The sequence below is a fragment of the Vibrio sp. 1288 genome (assembly GCF_033344475.1).
On record NZ_JAWPOX010000047.1, the window covers coordinates 1 to 21169 of the forward strand.

The 21169-nt window shown below is 44.2% G+C and carries 18 protein-coding genes and 1 pseudogene; 15 read left to right on the top strand and 4 right to left on the bottom strand.

Annotated elements, in window-relative coordinates:
- Window positions 1–69 precede the first annotated feature (69 nt).
- The 9 genes and pseudogenes from R8O11_RS22525 to mnhG all read left to right on the top strand — a co-directional run.
- Window positions 70–318 (top strand): annotated as a pseudogene (locus tag R8O11_RS22525) (SDR family oxidoreductase); the annotation flags it as partial.
- A 393-nt stretch (window positions 319–711) separates the two neighbouring features.
- Window positions 712–1647 carry a universal stress protein gene (locus R8O11_RS22530; protein ID WP_005373330.1) on the top strand — a complete coding sequence of 312 codons (936 nt, stop codon included), beginning with the start codon at window positions 712–714 and terminating at the stop codon, window positions 1645–1647.
- 109 nt (window positions 1648–1756) lie between these two features.
- Window positions 1757–1948, top strand: coding sequence for a hypothetical protein (locus R8O11_RS22535; RefSeq protein ID WP_171345606.1), 192 nt, complete (start codon window positions 1757–1759; stop codon window positions 1946–1948).
- A 164-nt stretch (window positions 1949–2112) separates the two neighbouring features.
- Window positions 2113–4782 (top strand): hydrogen gas-evolving membrane-bound hydrogenase subunit E, encoded by a 2670-nt coding sequence (mbhE, locus tag R8O11_RS22540; RefSeq protein WP_318194451.1) that lies wholly within the window; start codon window positions 2113–2115, stop codon window positions 4780–4782.
- Window positions 4782–5135 (top strand): Na+/H+ antiporter subunit C, encoded by a 354-nt coding sequence (locus tag R8O11_RS22545; protein ID WP_017633704.1) that lies wholly within the window; start codon window positions 4782–4784, stop codon window positions 5133–5135. Before mbhE ends, R8O11_RS22545 begins: the two co-directional genes overlap by 1 nt.
- A complete protein-coding gene (locus R8O11_RS22550) occupies window positions 5132–6628 on the top strand; it encodes a Na+/H+ antiporter subunit D (RefSeq protein ID WP_017820359.1) in 1497 nt (498 codons plus the stop codon). Before R8O11_RS22545 ends, R8O11_RS22550 begins: the two co-directional genes overlap by 4 nt.
- On the top strand, window positions 6625–7101 hold the full coding sequence (locus R8O11_RS22555; protein ID WP_138940130.1) for a Na+/H+ antiporter subunit E: 477 nt from the start codon (window positions 6625–6627) through the stop codon (window positions 7099–7101). The genes R8O11_RS22550 and R8O11_RS22555 overlap by 4 nt, the downstream gene beginning before the upstream one ends.
- Window positions 7094–7372: a cation:proton antiporter gene (locus R8O11_RS22560; protein ID WP_318194452.1), complete on the top strand. Its 279-nt coding sequence runs from the start codon at window positions 7094–7096 to the stop codon at window positions 7370–7372. The genes R8O11_RS22555 and R8O11_RS22560 overlap by 8 nt, the downstream gene beginning before the upstream one ends.
- The gene (gene mnhG, locus R8O11_RS22565; protein ID WP_005373314.1) at window positions 7372–7665 is read left to right on the top strand and encodes a monovalent cation/H(+) antiporter subunit G; all 294 of its coding nucleotides are present in this window, start codon (window positions 7372–7374) and stop codon (window positions 7663–7665) included. Before R8O11_RS22560 ends, mnhG begins: the two co-directional genes overlap by 1 nt.
- A gap of 19 nt (window positions 7666–7684) precedes the next feature.
- Here mnhG and R8O11_RS22570 read toward each other — a convergent pair whose 3' ends face one another.
- Window positions 7685–8392, bottom strand: coding sequence for a GntR family transcriptional regulator (locus tag R8O11_RS22570; RefSeq protein ID WP_005373312.1), 708 nt, complete (start codon window positions 8390–8392; stop codon window positions 7685–7687).
- 180 nt (window positions 8393–8572) lie between these two features.
- On the opposite strand from R8O11_RS22570, the gene R8O11_RS22575 reads away from it, so the two are divergent.
- Together R8O11_RS22575 and R8O11_RS22580 are read left to right on the top strand one after the other, a co-directional pair.
- The gene (locus R8O11_RS22575; protein WP_005373308.1) at window positions 8573–9901 is read left to right on the top strand and encodes a 6-phospho-alpha-glucosidase; all 1329 of its coding nucleotides are present in this window, start codon (window positions 8573–8575) and stop codon (window positions 9899–9901) included.
- Window positions 9902–9956: 55 nt separating this feature from the next.
- On the top strand, window positions 9957–11507 hold the full coding sequence (locus R8O11_RS22580) for an alpha-glucoside-specific PTS transporter subunit IIBC (RefSeq protein WP_213904432.1): 1551 nt from the start codon (window positions 9957–9959) through the stop codon (window positions 11505–11507).
- 178 nt (window positions 11508–11685) lie between these two features.
- Here the strand turns inward: R8O11_RS22580 and R8O11_RS22585 are convergent, their stop codons facing one another.
- The 3 genes from R8O11_RS22585 to R8O11_RS22595 form a co-directional block, all read right to left on the bottom strand.
- Window positions 11686–13716, bottom strand: a complete 2031-nt coding sequence (locus R8O11_RS22585) for an acetoacetate--CoA ligase (protein ID WP_318194453.1) — start codon at window positions 13714–13716, stop codon at window positions 11686–11688.
- An 87-nt stretch (window positions 13717–13803) separates the two neighbouring features.
- Window positions 13804–14730: an electron transfer flavoprotein subunit alpha/FixB family protein gene (locus R8O11_RS22590; RefSeq protein WP_017820355.1), complete on the bottom strand. Its 927-nt coding sequence runs from the start codon at window positions 14728–14730 to the stop codon at window positions 13804–13806.
- Complete coding sequence (locus R8O11_RS22595) at window positions 14727–15479, bottom strand: electron transfer flavoprotein subunit beta/FixA family protein (RefSeq protein ID WP_005373300.1); 753 nt, start codon at window positions 15477–15479, stop codon at window positions 14727–14729. The genes R8O11_RS22590 and R8O11_RS22595 overlap by 4 nt, the downstream gene beginning before the upstream one ends.
- A 156-nt stretch (window positions 15480–15635) precedes the next feature.
- Here R8O11_RS22595 and R8O11_RS22600 point away from each other — a divergent pair, with 156 nt between their 5' ends.
- The 4 genes from R8O11_RS22600 to R8O11_RS22615 all read left to right on the top strand — a co-directional run bounded on the left by R8O11_RS22600 (window position 15636) and on the right by R8O11_RS22615 (window position 21161).
- Window positions 15636–17273, top strand: a complete 1638-nt coding sequence (locus tag R8O11_RS22600) for an electron transfer flavoprotein-ubiquinone oxidoreductase (RefSeq protein WP_149192090.1) — start codon at window positions 15636–15638, stop codon at window positions 17271–17273.
- A 242-nt stretch (window positions 17274–17515) separates the two neighbouring features.
- Window positions 17516–18316, top strand: coding sequence for an ABC transporter ATP-binding protein (locus tag R8O11_RS22605; RefSeq protein ID WP_005373297.1), 801 nt, complete (start codon window positions 17516–17518; stop codon window positions 18314–18316).
- Entirely contained in the window at window positions 18316–20268 is a 1953-nt protein-coding gene (locus tag R8O11_RS22610; RefSeq protein WP_005382741.1) for a long-chain fatty acid--CoA ligase, read from the top strand. The genes R8O11_RS22605 and R8O11_RS22610 overlap by 1 nt, the downstream gene beginning before the upstream one ends.
- Complete coding sequence (locus R8O11_RS22615; RefSeq protein WP_005373295.1) at window positions 20268–21161, top strand: branched-chain amino acid ABC transporter permease; 894 nt, start codon at window positions 20268–20270, stop codon at window positions 21159–21161. Before R8O11_RS22610 ends, R8O11_RS22615 begins: the two co-directional genes overlap by 1 nt.
- Window positions 21162–21169 lie beyond the last annotated feature (8 nt).

Below are 21169 nucleotides of genomic sequence, written 5' to 3' on the forward strand. Positions count from 1 at the left end.
TTATCTCCGTATGAAATGGTGAATTTATCATCTCAGAACTAACGGCTGAGTGATAGGGAGGAAGTCCATTCCATACGTGAAGAAGTTGCGTCATCGAATGTTCGCGTTACGACGATTGCACCTGGTGCAGTGGAAACGGAATTACTTTCACATACAACGTCTCAAGATATTAAAGATGGCTATGACGCTTGGAAGGTGGATATGGGCGGCGTGTTGGCAGCAGACGACATTGCACGAGCAGTGCTGTTTGCTTATCAGCAACCGCAAGGTGTATGTGTTCGTGAAATTGCTTTGGCACCGACAAAACAACAACCTTAACATTGAGTTACGGCGATTTTAGGTCACTAAAGCCGTAAAACTTTGCATATCGATTCGTGATTGAGATGGCATCTTTAAACTAAGTTGCGTGAAAATTTAGGTCATCCATTTAAATCCGGACACTAAGTGTGTTATTGCTTATACCCAAGTTACTCAAGGTGAGAAAAAACTTTGAGTAATTTGGGTTTTTATTTGGTCTCAATTTTAGGTAGCGGAATTTATTTAGGTCGAAGGCGATAGTTGTGAAGAAAGGAGAGTGTGACGTAAAACAAAATGAAGCAATATCCGTCTCTTAATGAGAATTGATTTCATCAACGTCACAAGCCGTTACAATTATCCGTTAGGTATTATACTTTGTGGGTGGTTAATATTTAACCAAACAAGGAGGTGTGTATGAAACGATTCGCAAACATACTTTTTGCAACACAAGGATTGCCAGGCCATAGTGACGCCCTCGAACAAGCGATGAGGATTGCATCTAGCAACAAAGTGCCTGTCTCAGGGCTAATAGCGTGTCCTGATTTCCCAACAGACATGATCCAGTATCAGCAAAGTTATGAGCAATCGCTGCAAGACTCCCTCAAACAAAGTATTCACGAATACAGACAGAAGCTGGGACTCTCTGAAGAGGATCTCGCATTTCCTCTTACTGTGAAAAGCAGTGAAAAGCCCGCTGTCTGTATTATTCAAGAAGCATTAGCTGATAACAAAGATCTCATCATCAAAGAAGCTGAACCGCTCGGTGAAGGTGCTGAGGGTTTCAAAGCTATTGATATGACTCTGTTACGAAAATGCCCTTGTCCGCTTTGGTTGCACCGACCAATTGATAAGCCAAGAGATAAACGCCGTGTTGCTGTGGCTATCGACCCATTAACGGCAAGCGATGAACAGCACTCATTAGCCGTGCGTTTACTCGAATTATCGCGTTCGATAGCCGACACCTGCGATAGTCGTTTACACGTGATTTCTTGCTGGGAGTATTACTTAGAAAACTACCTTAATGGTAACGCTTGGATTCAAGTCGATGATGCTGAGTTGAAACATGAACTCGATAAGGCAAAAGCCGATCATAAACAAGCTCTGCAACAGCTGTTGGAGGAGTCTGGGATTACAGGTGAAATTGTGATTCACCACCTGCATGGAAAACCCGACGAAAAGATTCCAGATTACGTAGAGAGTATTGAGGTAGACGTGCTGGTAATGGGAACCTTAGCGAGAACTGGTATATCTGGCTATGTCATTGGTAATACGGCTGAAAATATTTTGCAATCGATTAACTGTAGTTTGGTCGCTCTTAAGCCCGATGGTTTTGTCTCACCGATTCAGTAATTGGGGTGTAACAAAGTTGGGTTTAAGTGATGTTTTAGGTAAAGGAGGGAGATGGATCTCTAGAACATGGAATTATCAATGTATCAATAAGTTATCAGAGGAGAGTGACATGAAAAACCTATGCCCGAAATGCCACACAGAAATGATAGAACGTTCGAATGTTTATATTTGTCCGAGAAATGATATCGGTGACTGCACCTACGATGCATTCGAGTTAGCTGATGACGATAATCCATATACATTCAGCCAAGAACACGTAAGTAGTGACCTACGTTCTTATGCCGTAGCAGACAGCAAATAGCGGTTTGTATCGGCGTTCCTCTAAGTAGCACTCAGTGATTACTGTTTGCTACTTTTCCCTTGGTTTCATGATCGTTTTTGAAGCGCTTGGGCTAAAACAATACAGTGGAGTTTGTCATTTGCGCCGGATAGGGCGTATCTTCTTATAATAACGAATGGGCTGCGATGTTGAATAACATAACGGGTAAAGAAAACCTACCGAAAAACCTAGATAATCAGTTGGTCTTACTGATTTTCCCTGCGCTGCCAGTTTTAATCTTCTCTTTTCTCTTCTATATCTATACTCCTGCAGGCGTGAGCTGGAATGCGGAATGGATACCAAGCCTCGATATCAACCTTAGCTTTAGATTAGATGGTCTTTCATTTCTTTTTGCGGGACTGATCAGTGGGATTGGCGCACTGATTCAAATCTACGCTTTGGCTTATTTACGAGAAAGTGATAGCCGGTTTTCCTTTCATTTGTATCTAACCCTATTCATGCTTGCCATGCTAGGGATTGTGATGAGCGATAACATTCTGTTGTTATTTGTTTTCTGGGAACTCACCACCATCACTTCTTACTTACTGATCGGGTTTAATCACGAAAATAAAACGTCTCGGAAAAACGCCTTGCAGTCGCTGATTGTTACCGGTGCTGGTGGACTAGCGTTGCTAGCTGGTCTTATCTTGCTGGGAGCAATGGCTGGGAGTTATGAGCTAAATACCATTATCGAGCAGGCAGACACTATTGCGCAGCATGAATGGTTTATCCCATCTCTAGTGCTCATACTACTCGGTGCATTTACTAAATCTGCGCAATTCCCGTTTCATTTTTGGCTACCTAACGCGATGGCAGCTCCCACTCCGGTCAGTGCGTATTTACACTCGGCAACAATGGTAAAGGCAGGCATTTACCTATTAGCACGTTTATCGCCAGTTTATGCCCACAGCGAGATCTGGTTTTATGCTTTAGTCATCACTGGGAGTATCACGGCCATTTGGTGCACATTTGTCGCATTAAAACAAACTGACTTGAAGCTGATGCTAGCCTACAGCACGAATGTTGCTTTGGGTAAATTAACATTATTACTAGGTATGGGCACAGATTTGGCCGTTAGTGCAGTATTGATGTTTATTCTCGCTCACTCTTTCTATAAAGCTGCGCTGTTTATGGTGGTGGGTAATATCGACAAAGCGACAGGAACACGAGATATTGATCAATTGTACGGTCTGAAGTCAGTTCTCGTCATCAGCATGGTTGCGGGGAGTTTGGCTGCATTGTCTAAAGCGGGGTTCCCGCCGTTGTTAGGTTTTTTGAGCAAAGAATACATGTATAAGTCCGCAGTAGAGCTCAATAATTGGATCGCCTTTGTACTATTAATCGTGAATATACTGATGGTCGCGCTAACCATTATGCTTATTGCGAGACCATTCTTTGCTCGCCGTGATCTCGTGCCGATTGAAACTAAGCCAGTTGAGACAAAAAAAGCCATGTGGATCTCGCCTTTGCTCTTGGCACTTGGCAGTCTCCTGGTCCCGTTATTCGGTTTAAATTGGTTAGATCGCAATATTATTTTTCCGGGCTCTGATGACATTCTGCCCACAGCAGCTCTTAAAGAGACATCACTATGGCATGGCGTGAATGTACCGTTAGTGTTAAGCGTTATTACGCTAGCGTTGGGGTATGTGGTGTACCGTGTTTATCCAGCTGTGTCTGCATTTTTTCAGCGGTTACATCTATTCGTCCCCAAAGCGGAGAATATTTTTGAACGACTATTAGATGGCATGATGACAGTGGCGAAGTGGCAAACGGCGCGGTTACAGCAAAAGAAATTGAGTCGCTATGTCCTATTATTTTTCACGGTACTTGCCGTTGCGTTACTGAGTCAGGTAGCGCTTATTCCTCTGCCTTTGGTTGGCGAACTTTCAGGTGTCACTTTCTATGAGATTGGTATTGCCTTATTGTTGATTGGTGCTGCGCTCGTATGTACGTTGTCCCACGCAAGACTTCTTGCGATTTCTGCGCTTGGTATGATTGGCTTCATGACTACGCTTGTTTTTATGATTTATAGCGCCCCGGACGTTGCGAAGACTTTACTGTTAGTGGAAACATTAATGGTGGTCTTTCTTGCATTGTTAATGCGTCATATGCCGCGTCTAGCCACCGTGCCCAAGCATTCAATAAAACGTAAAGTAGCGAATATTTGCATAGCAGGTGTGATAGGTGTTTCGGTTACTTTACTTTTGTTAGGAATCACGTCTCAGCCGATGGACTCTTCGGTGTCAGATTTCTTTGCAGAAAACAGTGTCCCGGGTGGACATGGGCGAAACATTGTTAACGTTATTCTGGTCGACTTTCGCGCATTTGATACATTGGGAGAAGTTGTCGTCGTTGTTATTGCTGGGATTGCGGCAGTGAGTTTGCTTAAGACAAGAGCGAAAAAGCAAAATCGTATCCAATCATTAATTTTTGCAACCACGGCACACATTGTTTCGGCACTCATGCTCGTATTTTCAGTGTATCTGTTGTTACGTGGTCATAATGAACCGGGTGGTGGCTTTATTGGTGCGTTGATTGCCGTTATTGGTTTATCACTTCTCATGTTCGCGGAATCACCGAAATACGTTCGTTCTAGGTTGTATTTCAAACCGTTTCTCATTGCGTTATCTGGCATCGCATTGAGCTTAGTTTCTGGTGCTTTGAGCTTTGCGTTTGATAAACCGTTTTTGACCGGACTGTGGTGGAAAGACGTGATACCACTAGGGACGCCATTGGTTTTTGATGTTGGTGTTTACCTTGCCGTTATAGGTGGCGTGATGGGTATGCTGCTTCGTATTAATGAGGAGCTAGAGTGATGGAAATAGTCTGGAGTGTTGTCGTTGGAGTATTTGTCGCAGCAGGTGTTTATTTAATGCTTGAAAAGCATATCTTGCGCCTTTTGTTCGGCATCATGTTACTCAGTAGTGCGGTTAACCTTGCTATTTTTACCGCTGGGAGGCTGACGCCCGGAGAACCGCCATTGATTGGCGATAATGCTCTTTTACCACCAGATAGCGCGGCAAATCCTTTACCTCAAGCGCTTATCTTAACTGCGATAGTCATCGGTTTTGGACTACTTATTTTTGCTTTAATGCTGTTCTATCGAGCTTATAAAGACACTGGAACTGCAAACGTCGATGAAATGCAACGTTCTGAGGAGGGTCAATGAGTTCGATTTTGCTTACGTTACCGGTAGTTCTCTCGCTGAGTACGGCGTTGATTATCTTCTTCGTCCGTCGCTCAACAAAAAGTGTTGAGTGGTTGAGCGGTGTAAGTGCGATTTCGAACCTTTTCGTTGCGGGCTTTCTCACAGAAAACATCATAAATAATGGTATTCAAGCCGTTGCTTTTGGTCAGTGGAGTGCGCCATTTGGTATCGTGTTTGTCGCAGATTACCTCAGCGTTGCTATGGTGATGATCACGGCGGTGATTGGTGCGATATGTGTTTTCTACGCGATGGCGGACCTTCACCGAAAGCCCTCCTATAGCAATTACCATGCGTTAATGCACATGTTGCTTGCTGGCGTTTATGGCGCTTTCCTGACTGGAGATATTTTTAATCTGTATGTTTGGTTTGAGGTCATGCTCATTTCATCATTTGGTTTAATGGTGTTAGATGCAACGAAAACTCAAGTTGATGGTGCAGTAAAGTACGTGATGTTGAACCTGATTTCGACGCTGGTATTTTTGCTTGCTATCGGCTTGTTGTATGGCGCAACGGGCACCTTGAACCTGGCCGATCTCTACACCAAAGTAGGGGAAAATGAATTGAGCATCAACATGATGCTGTCCGCGCTATTTTTGTTTGCCTTTTCTATTAAAGCGGCACTCTTTCCTTTATTTGCTTGGTTGCCAGCTTCTTATCACACGTTACCAAGCGGTGTGGTGGCACTGTTTGCCGCGTTGCTTACTAAAGTCGGTGTATACGCGTTGATAAGAGTCTTTACCTTGGTATTTCCGCTCGCCGAGAGTGGTTGGCAACCGACGTTAATTTGGGTCGCAGGGCTAACCATGTTAACGGGCGTTTTAGGAGCGGCTAGCCAATTCGACATTAAGAAAATTCTTTCTTTTCATATTATTAGCCAAATAGGCTATATGATCATGGGGTTGGCTATTTACACTCCCTTAGCTTTAGCCGGTGCCATTTTCTACATTGTTCATCACATCATTGTAAAAGCGAATTTGTTCTTAATAGGTGGATTCATCGAGCGCAAATATGGCTCTAGTCAACTTGAACATTTGGGTGGGGTATACAAAGCTATGCCTTGGTTAGCGTTCTTGTTTCTTGTCCCTGCGTTTTCTCTGGCCGGTTTCCCACCGCTATCGGGTTTCTGGGGAAAGCTATTGGTCATCAAGTCGAGCATACAGGCTGAGTATTACTGGTTAGCAGGTACCGCGTTATTGGTGGGGTTGCTTACTGTCTACTCGATGACGAAAATTTGGAGTGAGGCATTTTGGAAAAAGCCATTTAGAGAGAAGCCAGAACAGACTCTGCAGGCCAAAGTACATTGGTTGTACTGCGTTCCAATTATTGTATTGACAACGTTGACGCTAATCATTGGCTTAGTGGCGGAGCCTTTTTATCAATTTTCCGTTCAAGCTGCAGAACAACTGTTAAATCCGACTGAATACATCAGAGTGGTGTTAGGAGGAAATGCATGATCTATCTATTCCTCAATTTTTTCTTAGCGTTAGCGTGGATGATGCTTAACGGCAGCTATTCGAGTCTGAATTTTGTTGTCGGATTTACGGTCGGTTTTTTTGCTTTAAGGTTGAGTCAACCATTTGGATTGAAAACGAGCTATTTTCAACGTTTTGCATCTGCATTGAAGTTATTGATGTACTTCGCTTATGAAATGGTTATATCGGTTGCGAAAGTGGTGTGGGACGTCGTGACACCTACTCATTTGAGTCAGCCTGATATCGTTTATGTCCCTCTGGAGGTCGATTCTGATCTAGAAATCACATTACTGGCGAACATGGTTTCTTTAACACCGGGCACGCTTAGTTTGGATGTTACGGCTGATAAAAAGTATCTTATCGTTCATGCCATGTTTGTACCTGAACATGAAGAGGTTATTCGCGGAATTAAAGATGGGTTAGAGCATCGAATTTTGGAGGTGACGCGTGGATAGTTGGCTGCAAATAACGGTCACTTTTGCCTATTCTGGGCTACTACTCAGCTTTGTTATGGCTTTTGCTCGTTTAATTCTAGGACCAACGCTAGCTGATCGAGTTGTGGCGTTAGATCTGATTTCATTTATCACTATCGGATTTATTACGGTTTACACCTTAGAAAGCGGTGAGGACGCTCTGTTAGATATCGCCATTACATTAGGTTTGGTCGCATTTCTCGGCACGATCGCATTTGCACGTTTGATCGTTAAAAGAAAGGAGAAAGAATAATGGACGTGTTGATTGGACTATTTTTATGCTTAGGAACATTGTTGACCTTGGTTGCAAGTCTAGGTGTCCTGAGGCTTCCTGATTTGTATACCCGAATGCATGCAGCGACCAAAGCTGGAACTGTCGGAGTGAGCTGCTTGTTATTAGCGGTCGCTTTCTCACTCCCTGAAGTTACCGTGATCTCTCGGGTTATCGGTACGATGTTGTTTATCGTTCTCACTGCGCCAGTCGCCTCCCACCTGCTCGGCAGAGCAATGCGAGAGGTCGGATATAAGATTTGGCGCAATGATTAACCATTAGCGTCGAATAGGACTACGTCCTAGTTGAAATAAACTCGAAGCTGTATTGATGAAGTCGGAAGTAATTGACGGTATATTCAAATGCACGACCATCTTCTAGGTAACCAGTGGACTCAACTTTTAGAATAGGGGAAGCTTCTGATTCATTCAGGTATGAGGCCGTCTCTGCATCTAACAAGTACGGTTTGACAGACTGACTGCTTTTCGCAATTTTCAATCCTTTGCTATTTTCAATGTACTCATATTTAGAACCATTCATTATGGCTATGCTCAAGTCTGGAAATAACACTGCTGGCATATGAGTGACTTCGTAAATTTCAGGCTCATCATTAATACATCTGAGTCTATGTATTTCATATGTATCATCATTGGGCGAGAGATTTAACTGCTTAGCAACCTGCTCATTCGGCTTTTTAAGTTCGAACTTTATGACTTGAGAGCTAGGCGTTTTCCCCTGTTTACTGACTTCCTCGATAAAACCCAGCAAATGTAAGGCATCATGTTGGGCTTTTAGATCGTTTACATAAGTTCCACTACCTCTTGTCCGACTAATTAAATTATTGTCGACCAGAATTTGTAAGCTTTTTCTGATGGTTACGCGGCTTACGGAAAACTCTTCTTGCAAATCACTCTCTTTTGGAAGCATCGATTTAGGTTGTAGTTCCCCATCTTTGATCTTTTTTTCTAATCGTTCCGCAATGTCTATGTATTTAGGTTTCATAATACCTCGCTAAGTCTTGGATCATGATAGCAAGAATGTGATCTGAGATGTAGTTAATACTTTTCCTTAGGATCTTTGTGTGATTTTTATCTCGTATCTTTGTGCTTACACTTTAAATGTATCATAAAAGTATTAATACTTATTTTGTACATTTTCAGGGTAAACATTTGAGGTAGCGAAATGAAACGTCAAAAATTAACGATTGTTGGTGCTGGCAGTACATACACACTTGGTATGATGAACAGCCTTATTGCCGAAAAAGACAACTTTCCACTCGCAAAAGTCGTGTTTTACGACATAGATGAGAAACGCCAAGAGTCGAATGCATTAGCTACTGAAATTCTATTGCGAGAACACTATCCAGAAGTTGAAGAGTTTGTTTATACAACGGATAAATCTGTCGCATTCGCAGATTCGGACTTTTTCTTTATACAGATCCGCACTGGTGGGTTGGCCATGCGCGAGCGCGATGAACAAATCCCGCTATCCAACTCTTGTGTTGGGCAAGAGACATGTGGCGCGGGAGGAATGGCATATGGACTTCGCTCTATCGGCGATATGATCCAGCTAGTGAACGAGATCCGACAAACGTGTCCAGATGCGTGGATTCTTAATTACACCAACCCAGCGGCAATTGTCGCTGAAGCTTTAAATCGTGAATTTCCGCATGATAAGCGAATTCTAAATATTTGTGATATGCCAGCAGCGATTATGGTCAGCTATGCGCAATTGTTAGGGTGTGAAATTTGGGACTTTGTTCCTGAATATTTTGGGCTTAATCACTATGGCTGGTTTACCAAAATTCGTAACAAACAGGGTGAAGACTTAACGGATAAAATTAAAAATATCATCCTAAAAGAAGGGATCAGTGCGGTTGATGCGGAAATAGCGGATGACCCATCGTGGCAAGCTACATTCAAAAACATGAGAACAATGCTTGCTGATAATCCAGAGTTTTTGCCGAATACGTATCTTCAATACTATTTGTACCCTGAAAAAATGGTGGCGAAAGAGGATATCAATAATACTCGCGCAAGGCAGGTAATTAACGGCCGTGAGAAACGAGTGTTCGAATTGAACGCAAGAATAATTGAAGCGGGCACCACGAAGCACGAAACACTGCATGCCGATATCCATGGTCGATACATGGTGAGAGTCGCGGCTTCGCTTGCCTACAACTTGAGCGATGTGTATCTCGTCATCGTACCGAATAATGGTGCTATTACAAATTTACAAAATGACGCCATGGTAGAAGTTCCAGCTGCGCTAACTAGTGATGGACCGAAAGCTTTTACTGTAGGAAAAATCCCAACCTTCCAAAAAGCCATGATTGAGAGCCAACTTGGTTACGAGAAATTAGTCGTGGATGCTTGGTACGAAGGAAGTCAGCAAAAGCTGATTAATGCACTCACACTTAACCGTACCGTGGTTAATGTGCCAAAAGCTAAAGAAATAACAAAACAATTACTAGAAGAAAATAAAGCCTACCTTCCTCAATTTTTTCAATAACAACTGGACGTTCGGGGCCTACTTGTAGGCTCCGTGAATGAAACAAGAGGTTTATATGAAAGACATTATTCAAAGGTTCGGGGCCGCGATGTTTGTTCCCGTTCTATTATTTCCAGCAGCGGGCATGTTATTGGGTTTCTCTGTTGTGCTGTTAAATCAAGAAGTGTTTCCTTGGGCACTAGAGGGGAGTGCTTGGGTTAAAGTCTCGACGATCATTTTACAGGCATCTCTCGCTGTATTTAAAAATATGGCACTTATTTTTGCCGTTGGGTTACCTATCGCTTTAGCTAAAAAAGCATCTGGTCGCGCTGTACTTGCAACACTCGTTTCCTACATTACGTTTAACTACGTTATTGGTGGAATCCTTCAATTTTGGGGACCAGAACTGGGCGTTAACTATACGGAAGGTGAGCGAGGTTTGACTGAAGTTGGTGGCATTCTAACGCTTGATACCAACTTGCTAGGTGCCATTTTAATTGCAAGTCTCTCTGTTTGGGTTCACAACCGATTCTTTGATAAAAAGCTACCGGATTGGGCGGCTGTATTTGGCGGAACGCCATTGGTTGTGATCATTAGCTTCCCAATTATGGTCGTGATGGCAATTCTAACTTGTTTGACTTGGCCAAGTATTCAGCATGGTATTAATAATCTGCAATCATTTTTGGTTTCTGCTGGATCGTTAGGGGTATGGCTATTTACGTTTTTAGAGCGAATCATGATACCAACGGGGTTGCATCATTTCGTATATGGTCCCGTTTTTTATGGGCCAGTTGCAGTCGATGGCGGAACGGTTGCCTATTGGATTCAAAATATACAGACATTCGCCCAGAGCTCGGAAAGTTTAACGACACAATTTCCTCAGGGAGGTTTGATGTTGACGGGAATGGGTAAAGTGTTTGGTTGTACGGGTATCGCACTAGCACTCTATTCAGTTGCGAAAAAAGAAAATAAAAAGATGGTGATGGGGTTAGTGCTCGGAGCCGCAATCACAGCAATTCTTACAGGGATCACCGAACCAATAGAGTTTACATTCTTATTTATCGCACCTGCGCTGTTTGCTTTGCATGCGTTGTTATCTGCGACAATGGCAACGATCGCCTTTATGTTTGGTGTTTCCGGTAACTTTCAGACTGGCTTGATAGACTTCATTTTCCAAAACTGGTTGCCTTTGGCTGGTAACCATGCAGGAACATACGTGATTCAGATTATTATTGGTCTCATGTTTACTGGTGTTTACTTTGTTACGTTTCGCGCGCTTATTTTAAAATACAACATACTTACTCCGGGGCGTGAAGGTGCAGATAGTAAGTTGTATTCAAAAGCTGACTACAAAGAAGCGAAAGCGGTCCATAACAGTAGCGCAAGTCCGTCACAAGCTAGTGCCTTTATTGAAGGTTTGGGTGGAAAAGAAAACATTGACTTGTTAACTAATTGCGCGACGCGTCTGCGTGTTAAAGTTAAAGATGTCTCTCTGGTAAAGGAGAACGCATTTTTCACACAGCACGGAGCGGTGAATACTGTTAGAAATCAAGAGAGCCTTCAAATCATCGTTGGTTTAACGGTGCCACAAGTTCGCGAAGATATGAGCCAACTGATAAAAGCTTAACCCCCAAACTAATGCTCCAGCTCATATGGCTCAAAGGTGAGATAGAATTATCTCACCTTTTTTGTGTACATGAAGCATATTTCGCACAGTTTCCACGAAAGTGGGGAGGAGTTATCGAGCGAGCTAAAAATACAGTTAGGTTATACCCGTCTGTATTGTTGGAAGACTTGTTGAGTCTCTAAGTGACAGTGGCGCCACTTTCTATGTTGAAAAGCGTTTTAATTTCTTCCAGCACTTCTGGGTTAGTAATAGCACCAATGTTTTTTACAGCTTGTCCGTTTACCAATTGTTTCACTGCTAGCTCAACCAATTTGCCTGAGCGCGTTTTAGGAATATCACTGATAGCAAAAATTTGTCGTGGGACATGGCGTGGTGAACATTTTGTTTTCAATGTTTGGCGAATTGAATCGGTGAGTTGTTGGGTTAACTCGACGTTGTGAGCGAGTTTTACTAGTAACCAGATTTCTTCAGACTGCTGGTTTAACTTGCCGACAGCGATGGAGTCTTCAACCTCGGGTAACGCGTTCACTTGTTGGTAGATTTCAGCGGTACCGATTCGTACGCCGCCCGGATTTAAGGTTGCGTCACTACGGCCATAAAAAATAAAGCCGCCATGTTCGGTTTGCATCACATCGTCGCCATGGTGCCAGATATCGGTAAACTTGCTCCAATAAGCGTTGTGATAACGTTCGCCGTTGTCGTTCCAGAAGCCAATAGGGAAGTTAGGTAGCGAGTTATTACAAGTCAGTTCGCCGCGTTTTTGCGTAATAGTATGTCCATCATCCTCTAGAACACGTGCGTCGATTCCCAGCCCTGCGCCTTGGCATTCACCTTTGTAAACTGGTGAGATTGGGTTTCCAAGTACAAAGCATCCGCAAATATCTGTGCCGCCAGCAATAGAAGCGAGATGCAAGTCCTGCTTGATGTGCTGATAGACATAATTAAATTGTTCTGGGTAAAGCACCGAACCAGTTGAGCACAGAGTTTTGAGTGACTTCAAGTTATGTTCTAGTTTTGGAGAGCAGTTCGCATGCTCCAGTGCCTCTAAGTATTTCGCTGAAGTACCAAACAGCGACACGTTATGTTCTTCTGCTAATCGCCATAAGACGGAGTGATCAGGATAAACCGGACTACCGTCGTAAATCACTAAGGCTGCACCACTCGCAAGAGCGGAAACATGCCAGTTCCACATCATCCAACCACATGTTGTGTAGTAGAAAACCTTGTCTTGCGATTTGATGTCGCAATGCAGTTGATGTTCTTTGAGGTGATTGAGCAAGGTAGCGCCTGCGGAATGGACAATACACTTAGGTTGACCTGTTGTACCAGAAGAATACAAAATTAATAACGGGTCATTAAACAGCGTTGGTTGATATTGAATTGATTGTGGAGAAAAGTGGTGAGTAATATCGGACCAAGAGACAAAGTCAGAAGTGGTAGCTCTCTTAGCGTTTTGTAAATATTCGATTTGGCATACGCTAATAGTAGTCTCTTCGGAGGCACTGCTTAACTTACTACTAAGAGTGGTGTTCTTGTCCGTCATATCGAAAGCTTTGCCTCCGAACTGGTAGCCATCACAGCAAAAAAGAACTTTCGGTTTGACCTGACCAAAACGCTCTACGACGCTATCGATACCAAAATCAGGAGAGGTTGAAGTCCAAATGGCACCAAGACTGGTGGTGGCCAGCATGGCAATAACGGTTTCAGGAAGGTAGGGCAAATAACCCGCAACGACATCGCCTTTACCGACACCACAATTGAGTAGCCATTGTTGAATGGCAGAAACTTGTTCAAGCAACTGTTTACCGGTGAGTCGTCGGTGTTCACCGCTTTCATTGCTAAAAACAATAAACTCACGCTCTGGTGATTGTTCAGCCTGAGATAGGAGGTTCTCTGCGTAGTTCAGCGTGGCGTCAGCAAACCATACTGTGTCTCTATTTACATGATGATGATTAGAACCTGTTGGTGTCCATTTGGGACTGCCAAGGCTCTTGACTTGCGAACCCATATCTCCGATTACGTTGCAATACTGCCAAGTATGTCGCCAAAATTCATCATTGTGCTCAATGGACCACTGGTGTAGAGACGTGTAATTGTTGATTACGGTACCTTCGGCTTTGTCTTTATTAACCTTTTCGATGAACCGTAATAAGTTGCTATTGCTGACGCGCTCAGCAGATGGTGACCAAATAGGTGCAGAATTTGGCATAGGTCCCTCTAATTTCAATTCTTTTGAATATGACCAAAAACAAAATAAAGGGGCGAACATAGCAGTGTTCGCCCCTTATCTGATCGTTTAAAGTTGTTCGGCAAGCTGAGGTAGTACCTCAAATAAATCACCAACCAATCCATAGTCGGCAACTTCAAAGATAGGAGATTCTGGATCTTTGTTGATCGCGACAATCACTTTGGATTCCTTCATTCCTGCAAGATGCTGGATGGCACCGGAAATCCCAACCGCTATATAAAGCTTAGGTGCAACGATTTTACCGGTTTGACCCACTTGTAAGTCGTTGGCAACAAACCCGGCATCAACCGCCGCGCGAGAAGCGCCAATGGCAGCACCTAGTTTATCGGCCACTTGTTCGATCAACGCGAAGTTCTCTTTGCTACCGACCCCGCGTCCACCTGACACAACCACCTCTGCCGCGCTTAATTCAGGACGTTCTGACACGGTTTTATCGACAGAAACCAATTCAACCATTGGAGCTGAGATAGTGACCTGCTGATGCTTAATATCAGCTTGGTTGTGACAAGTAACCGGCTCAAACGCAGACGCGCGCACGGTGATGACGCGAACCTTGTCGCTGGTGGTCACTTTGGCAAATGCGTTTCCTGCGTAAATAGGGCGGATAAAAGTGTTTTCATCGATAACTTGGACAATATCGGAAATTTGCCCAACGCCGAACTTCGCTGCTACTCGAGGTGCAAGGTCTTTCCCTTTTGATGATGAGCTAGCCCAGATTGCGTCAAAACCTTCAGCAATACTCACTACAATAGGTGCGATACTCTCGGCAAATTGATGCTTAAGTTGCTCATCATCGACACAAATTACGTTTGATATACCATCAACGCGACAAGCTTGCTGAGCGACTTCTTCACACTGGTGGCCCACTACGATCAAAACATTGTCTTGGCTGACTTGTTTTGCTGCATTAACCACTTTGAGTGTGTCCGCATGCAATTGGTTATTGTCATGCTCTGCTATGATTAAGTTCTTCATGAAATCACCTTCGCTTCGTTACGCAGCTTATCGAGAAGCTCAGAGACAGATTCAACCTTGATGCCACCTTTTCTTTGCGCTGGCGGTGTGATTTCTTGAATGGTTTGGCTAAATACCACTTCAACACCCAGACTGTCAGGTGTGATGGTATCTAACGGCTTGCGCTTAGCTTTCATGATATTAGGCAAAGAGGCAAAACGCGGTTCATTCAGGCGTAAGTCAGTACTGATCACCGCAGGTAAGTTCATCGCGACCGTCATCAAGCCGCCGTCCACTTCTCTCACGACCTGAACTTTTTGATCTTCTATCTTCACGTCGGAAGCGAAAGTTGCTTGAGGCCAGTCAAGTAGGGCAGCCAGCATCTGAGCAACTTGGTTGTTGTCCGTATCAATGGATTGTTTACCCGTAATCACAAGCTGCGCTTGTTCTTGCTCAACCAGAGCTTTGAGCAGCTTAGCGACGACCAATGGCTCTATTTTGTCTTCAGTATCGATATGAATAGCGCGATCGGCACCTAACGCAAGCGCAGTACGTAGTTGCTCCTGACACTGGCTACCGCCGGCACTGACAACGATAACTTCATCTGCAATACCTTGCTCCTTTAGTCGTACGGCTTCTTCAACGGCTATTTCGCAAAATGGATTAATCGTCATCTTGACGTTATTGGTTTCAACATCGCTATGGTCCGCTTTCACGCGAACTTTAACGTAGGGATCAATGACCCTTTTGATTGGCACTAGTATTTTCACGTTAGATTCCTTTTTACAGTGAAGACTATGTGTTTACAGTGAAGACGATGTGATGACGTCTTTAAAATGATGTTAATTTACCTTTACGTTTGCGTCAACTTTAAATATATTGTTGGTTAACAAGTTGGCAACATGCAAAGAAAAAGGAATGCAATCATGGAAAGAGACTGCATGGAATTTGATGTTCTGATTGTAGGCGCTGGTCCCGCAGGTTTGTCTGCGGCATGCCGAATCAAACAATTAGCAGCAGAAAAAAAACAAGACCTCTCTGTTTGCGTGGTAGAAAAAGGTTCTGAAGTTGGAGCGCATATTTTATCGGGCGCGGTGTTTGAAACGCGAAGTTTGGATGAGCTTTTTCCCGACTGGAAAGAGAAAGGCGCTCCGCTCAATACCAAAGTAAACCAAGATAAAACCTACTATCTAGGCAATGACATCAATGGTCATGAACTGCCTTCTTGGGCGGTGCCGAATACGTTACATAACAAAGGTAATTACATCATAAGTTTGGGCAGTCTATGCCGATGGATGGCGTTGCAGGCTGAGAACTTGGGGGTGGAGATCTACCCAGGTTTTACCGCCAGTCAAGCGATCATCGATGAAGATAGTCGTGTTTGTGGCGTGATCACGGGCGATATGGGGTTAGACAAAAATGGTGAACAAAAAGGAAATTTCGAACCTGGTATTGAACTGCGAGCGAAGTTTACCTTATTTGCTGAAGGCGCACGGGGGCATATCGGTAAGCAGTTGATTAACAGATTTAATCTTGCTGAAGAGAAAACTTCTCAACATTACGCTATCGGTTTTAAAGAGCTGTGGGAAATCCCATCAGAGCAGCATCAGCAAGGTTTAGTAGTGCACGGATTAGGCTGGCCGTTATCAAACGAAGCCACAGGTGGCAGTTATCTCTACCATTTAGAGGGAAACCAAGTTGCCGTCGGGTTGATTGTTGACTTGAATTATAAGAATCCGCACTTGAGTCCATTTGATGAGTTTCAACGTTTTAAACACCACCCGTTGATTGAGCAATACCTCAAAAATGGGAAGCGTATTAGCTATGGCGCGAGAGCGATCACCAAGGGCGGCTTTCATTCGCTTCCCACGCAGCAGTTTGCTGGTGGCTTGTTAATTGGCTGTGATGCAGGAACACTTAACGGCGCTAAAATCAAAGGCACACACACCGCAATGAAATCTGGCATGCTTGCCGCTGAAGCAGTATGTGAAGCCCTTGAGAGTCAGTCAGTTACTGCTGATTATCAAAAGCATTTCAAACAGTCTTGGCTGTATGAAGAGCTTTATCAAGCACGTAACTTCTCAAGTGGAATCCACCGCTTTGGATCGTGGCTGGGCGGTGGTTTAGCGCTGCTGGAACATAACGTATTAAAAGGTAAAGCTAAGTGGCATATCCGCTGTGATAAGCCTGATCATCAGTCTCTGTTATTGGCGGAAAACAGCAATGAAATTGTCTATCCGAAGCCTGATGGCGTGTTAAGTTTCGATCGCCTCTCTTCCGTTTATCTATCCAATATCTTCCATGAGGAAGATCAACCATGCCACTTACGACTGGAGAACCAGCGGATCCCTATTGAGCAGAACCTTGAATTATATGCAGAGCCAGCACAGCGCTATTGTCCGGCTGGCGTGTATGAAATCGTACAGGGGGAGCAGCAGCCAGAGCTGCAAATAAATGCGGCCAACTGTATCCACTGTAAGACCTGCGACATCAAAGATCCAAGTCAAAATATTACCTGGACTCCGCCAGAAGGTGGTGGTGGTCCGAACTATCCAAATATGTAAGCGTTTGAGAATAATTTTTATTAACAATTTATTTACTTAAAGTTTGCGTTAGTTCAAATCTTTCTCGATGAACTCGATTGCAACTTAATCTTTCAGGCACTATTCTGATTTTAAATTGACGTTTACGTAAACTGAATACAAAGTTGATGCATAGGTGTAAAAGCGGTTACCAGTATCAAAGTTAGGTTTGATCAAATAGTGCTCAATGGAACGCACTTAAAATAACGAAAGGGAGATCAACTATGGTATCGGAATCGCCTCTGTTGCAGGTAAACGATATTTCATTGGCTTTTGGTGGGGTGAAAGCTTTAACTGACGTGAGCTTCCATGTGAATGAAAAGGAAATTTTTTCAATCATTGGTCCAAACGGTGCAGGTAAAACCTCAATGCTCAATTGCATCTCTGGTCGATACACACCAAACAAAGGCTCTGTAATCTTCGCTGGAGATGACGTAACTAAACGTACACCAAGCCAACGAGCTGAGTTAGGGCTGGGAAGAACCTTCCAAAACTTAGCGCTCTTTTCTCATATGTCGGTACTGGACAACATCATGGTTGGCCGACACCACCTACTGAAAAATAACTTCGTCACGGGGCCACTCTATTGGTTCTCCAATGCGCAGAAAGAAGAGATGGCGCACCGCAAATATGTGGAAGACGTGATCGATTTTCTAGAAATCCAGCACATCCGAAAAGCGACTGCAGGCACGCTATCTTACGGCTTACGTAAGCGTGTAGAGCTTGCTCGTGCCATTGCCTTAAAACCTAAGTTACTGCTGCTTGATGAACCAATGGCAGGTATGAACTTGGAAGAAAAGGAAGACATGGCACGTTACATCATGGATCTGAATGAAGAATTAGATATCACGATCATCATGATTGAGCACGACATGGGCGTGGTCATGGACATCTCTAATCGCGTTTTGGTTTTGGATTTCGGTAAACACATTGCTACGGGTGAGCCTGAAGAAGTGATGGCCAACCCACATGTGAAACAAGCGTACTTAGGCGAAGAGTTACCGACATTAGAGGAGAGTGCATAATGGCACAGCAACATAATGATTGGGCAGATATAACCCGCTTAGATACCTTTCCAAAAGTGTTGCAACACAATGCCAAGAACTGGCCCGAACAAGTCGCAATGCGTGAAAAGGAGTTTGGTATTTGGCGAGAGTTCACTTGGAAAGATTATGAAAACCGCGTCAAGTGGATGGCACTGGCACTACAAGATTTAGGTATTGGTGAGCAAGATGTCGTTGGTTTGCTAGGTGATAACCGCCCGGAATGGGTATGGGGCGAGTTAGCGGCACATGCGATCAAAGGTTTCTCGCTGGGCATCTATCAAGATTCTATGCACGAAGAGGTGGCGTACCTTATCAACTATGCCAAAGCAAAAGTCGTGATTGCCGAAGATGAAGAGCAATGCGACAAGCTGCTTGAGCTTGGTGATGAAATTCCTAGCGTTGAATACATTATTTACTGCGATCCTCGTGGAATGCGTAAATACGATGATCCAAGATTGATTGATGTTGAACAGGTCTACAAAAAAGGTCAGCTGATTGATAAAGCGGACCCAGACAAATATCTCAATATGGTTGTTGAAACCAAAGGCAGCGATCTTTCAATTCTTTGTACAACGTCGGGTACGACTTCTAAACCAAAATTGGCTCAGCTACACAGTGGCACGTTCTTGGATCACTGTGCGGCTTACTTGCGTGCAGACCCTCGTTCCCCAGGCGACAACTACGTTTCTGTTCTGCCTTTGCCTTGGATTATGGAGCAGGTTTACGTGGTTGGTCAGGCGTTGATTTCTCGTCAAATCGTTAACTTTGTGGAAGAACAAGAAACCATGATGTCCGACTTGCGTGAAATCGGTCCAAACTTTGTGCTGTTAGCGCCGCGAGTGTGGGAAAACATTGTGGCAGACGTGTCTGCACGAATGATGGATTCGACACCGTTTAAGCAAAAGATGTACAAACTGGGCATGAGCTTAGCCAACAAAGCGTTAGAGCAGGGCAAACGTTCTAAACTCGCCGAATGGATTCTTTTGCGTGCTTTGCGAGACCGTTTAGGCTTTTCGAACCTAACATCTGCTGCAACGGGCGGCGCGGCGATGGGGCCTGACACTTTCCGTTACTTGCAAGCGATCGGTGTACCACTCAAGCAGCTTTACGGTCAAACCGAAATGTGTGGTGCGTACACCGTCCACCAAGCCGATGACGTGGACTATGATTCGGTTGGCGTTGCGTTTGATAATGCAGAAGTGAAAGTCATCAACCCAGACAGCAATGGCGTTGGTGAAATCATCGCGAAAAGTACAGGCATGTTTACTGGCTACTTAAACAACCAAGCAGCATATGATGAAGATGTTCAAGATGGTTGGATGCACACAGGCGATGCGGGCTATTTTAAAGATTCCGGTCACTTGGTGGTGATTGATCGTCTGAAAGATATGTCGGAAACCAGCCACGGCGACCGCTACTCTCCGCAGTTCATTGAAAACAAACTCAAGTTCTCGCCGTTTATTGCAGAAGCCGTGGTGGTAGGTAAAGGTCGACCTTGGCTGTCTGCCATCATCTGTATTCGCTATGCGATCGTCGCGAAGTGGGCAGAGCAACGCGGCTTGGCATTTACCAACTACACCAACTTATCTGCTCAACCAGAAGTGTACCAAGCGATTCGTGAAGAAGTTCAAAAAGTGAACGAATCCCTACCGGATGCACAGAAGATCAGCAAATTCATTCTACTTTACAAAGAGCTGGATGCCGACGATGGCGAGTTAACTCGCACACGTAAAGTACGCCGTGGTGTGGTTGCAGAGAAATACGGAGACATCATCGAAACCATCTACAGCGACGATCCAAAAGTCGATGTCGATACAGTGATCACTTATCAAGATGGCACCAAAACACGCATTCAAACGTCGCTAGTTATTGAAACGCTTATTGAGCATGAGCCAACACTAGTGGATAGCGAACAACGGAGGATCGCATAGTGAATACGGATTTATTACTGCAACTCGTCATTAATGGCGTGATCGTTGGCATGTTGTATGGCGTTGTCGCCATGTGCTTTGTATTGATTTACAAATCGACCCAGGTGGTCAACTTTGCTCAGGGTGAGTTCTTGTTGATTGGCGCATGGGTATGTTGGGCGGCATTGGTACACCTACAGTTACCGTTTTTTATCGGCTTTTTACTCACGCTCGCGTTCATGATGATTTTTGGTATCGCCGTGCAAACCATTGTGCTCAGACCGTTGATTGGTGAACCGATTATCTCTGTGATCATGGTGACCATTGGTCTATCGATGTTTTTCCAAGCGCTGATGAAGTGGATATTCGGCGTCTCGGCTGTGTCGTACCCGCAAGTGTTCGAAACCAACGTGGTGAATATCGGAGGTTTGAATGTTGAGTTTGCTTACATTCTGAGCTTGATCTTCTCAATGCTCATCATGGGCGCGTTCTACTGGTTCTTCAAATTCAGCAAAATGGGTCTGGCAATGCGCGCAACGGCATTCAACCAGCAAGTAGCCCAGAGTCTTGGCATTTCCATCAAGAAAGTGTTCGCCATCAGTTGGGCCATTTCGGCAATGGTATCTGCAACAGCAGGGATTGTTATCGGTATCGTTAACGGCGTATCTGACGCGCTATCCATTATTGGTATCAAAGTTTTCCCAGCCGTTATTTTAGGTGGCTTAGATTCGGTGGTCGGCGCAATTGTCGGTGGTATTACCATCGGGGTGCTAGAAAACTTGGCTGAGTTTTTTGATAGCCAATACCTGCAAGTGGGTAACCTGTACAACATCGCACCATTCTATGTGCTGTTAATCATTCTTGCCTTCAAGCCATATGGCCTGTTTGGTACCAAAGATATTGAGCGTATTTAAGGAGAAAT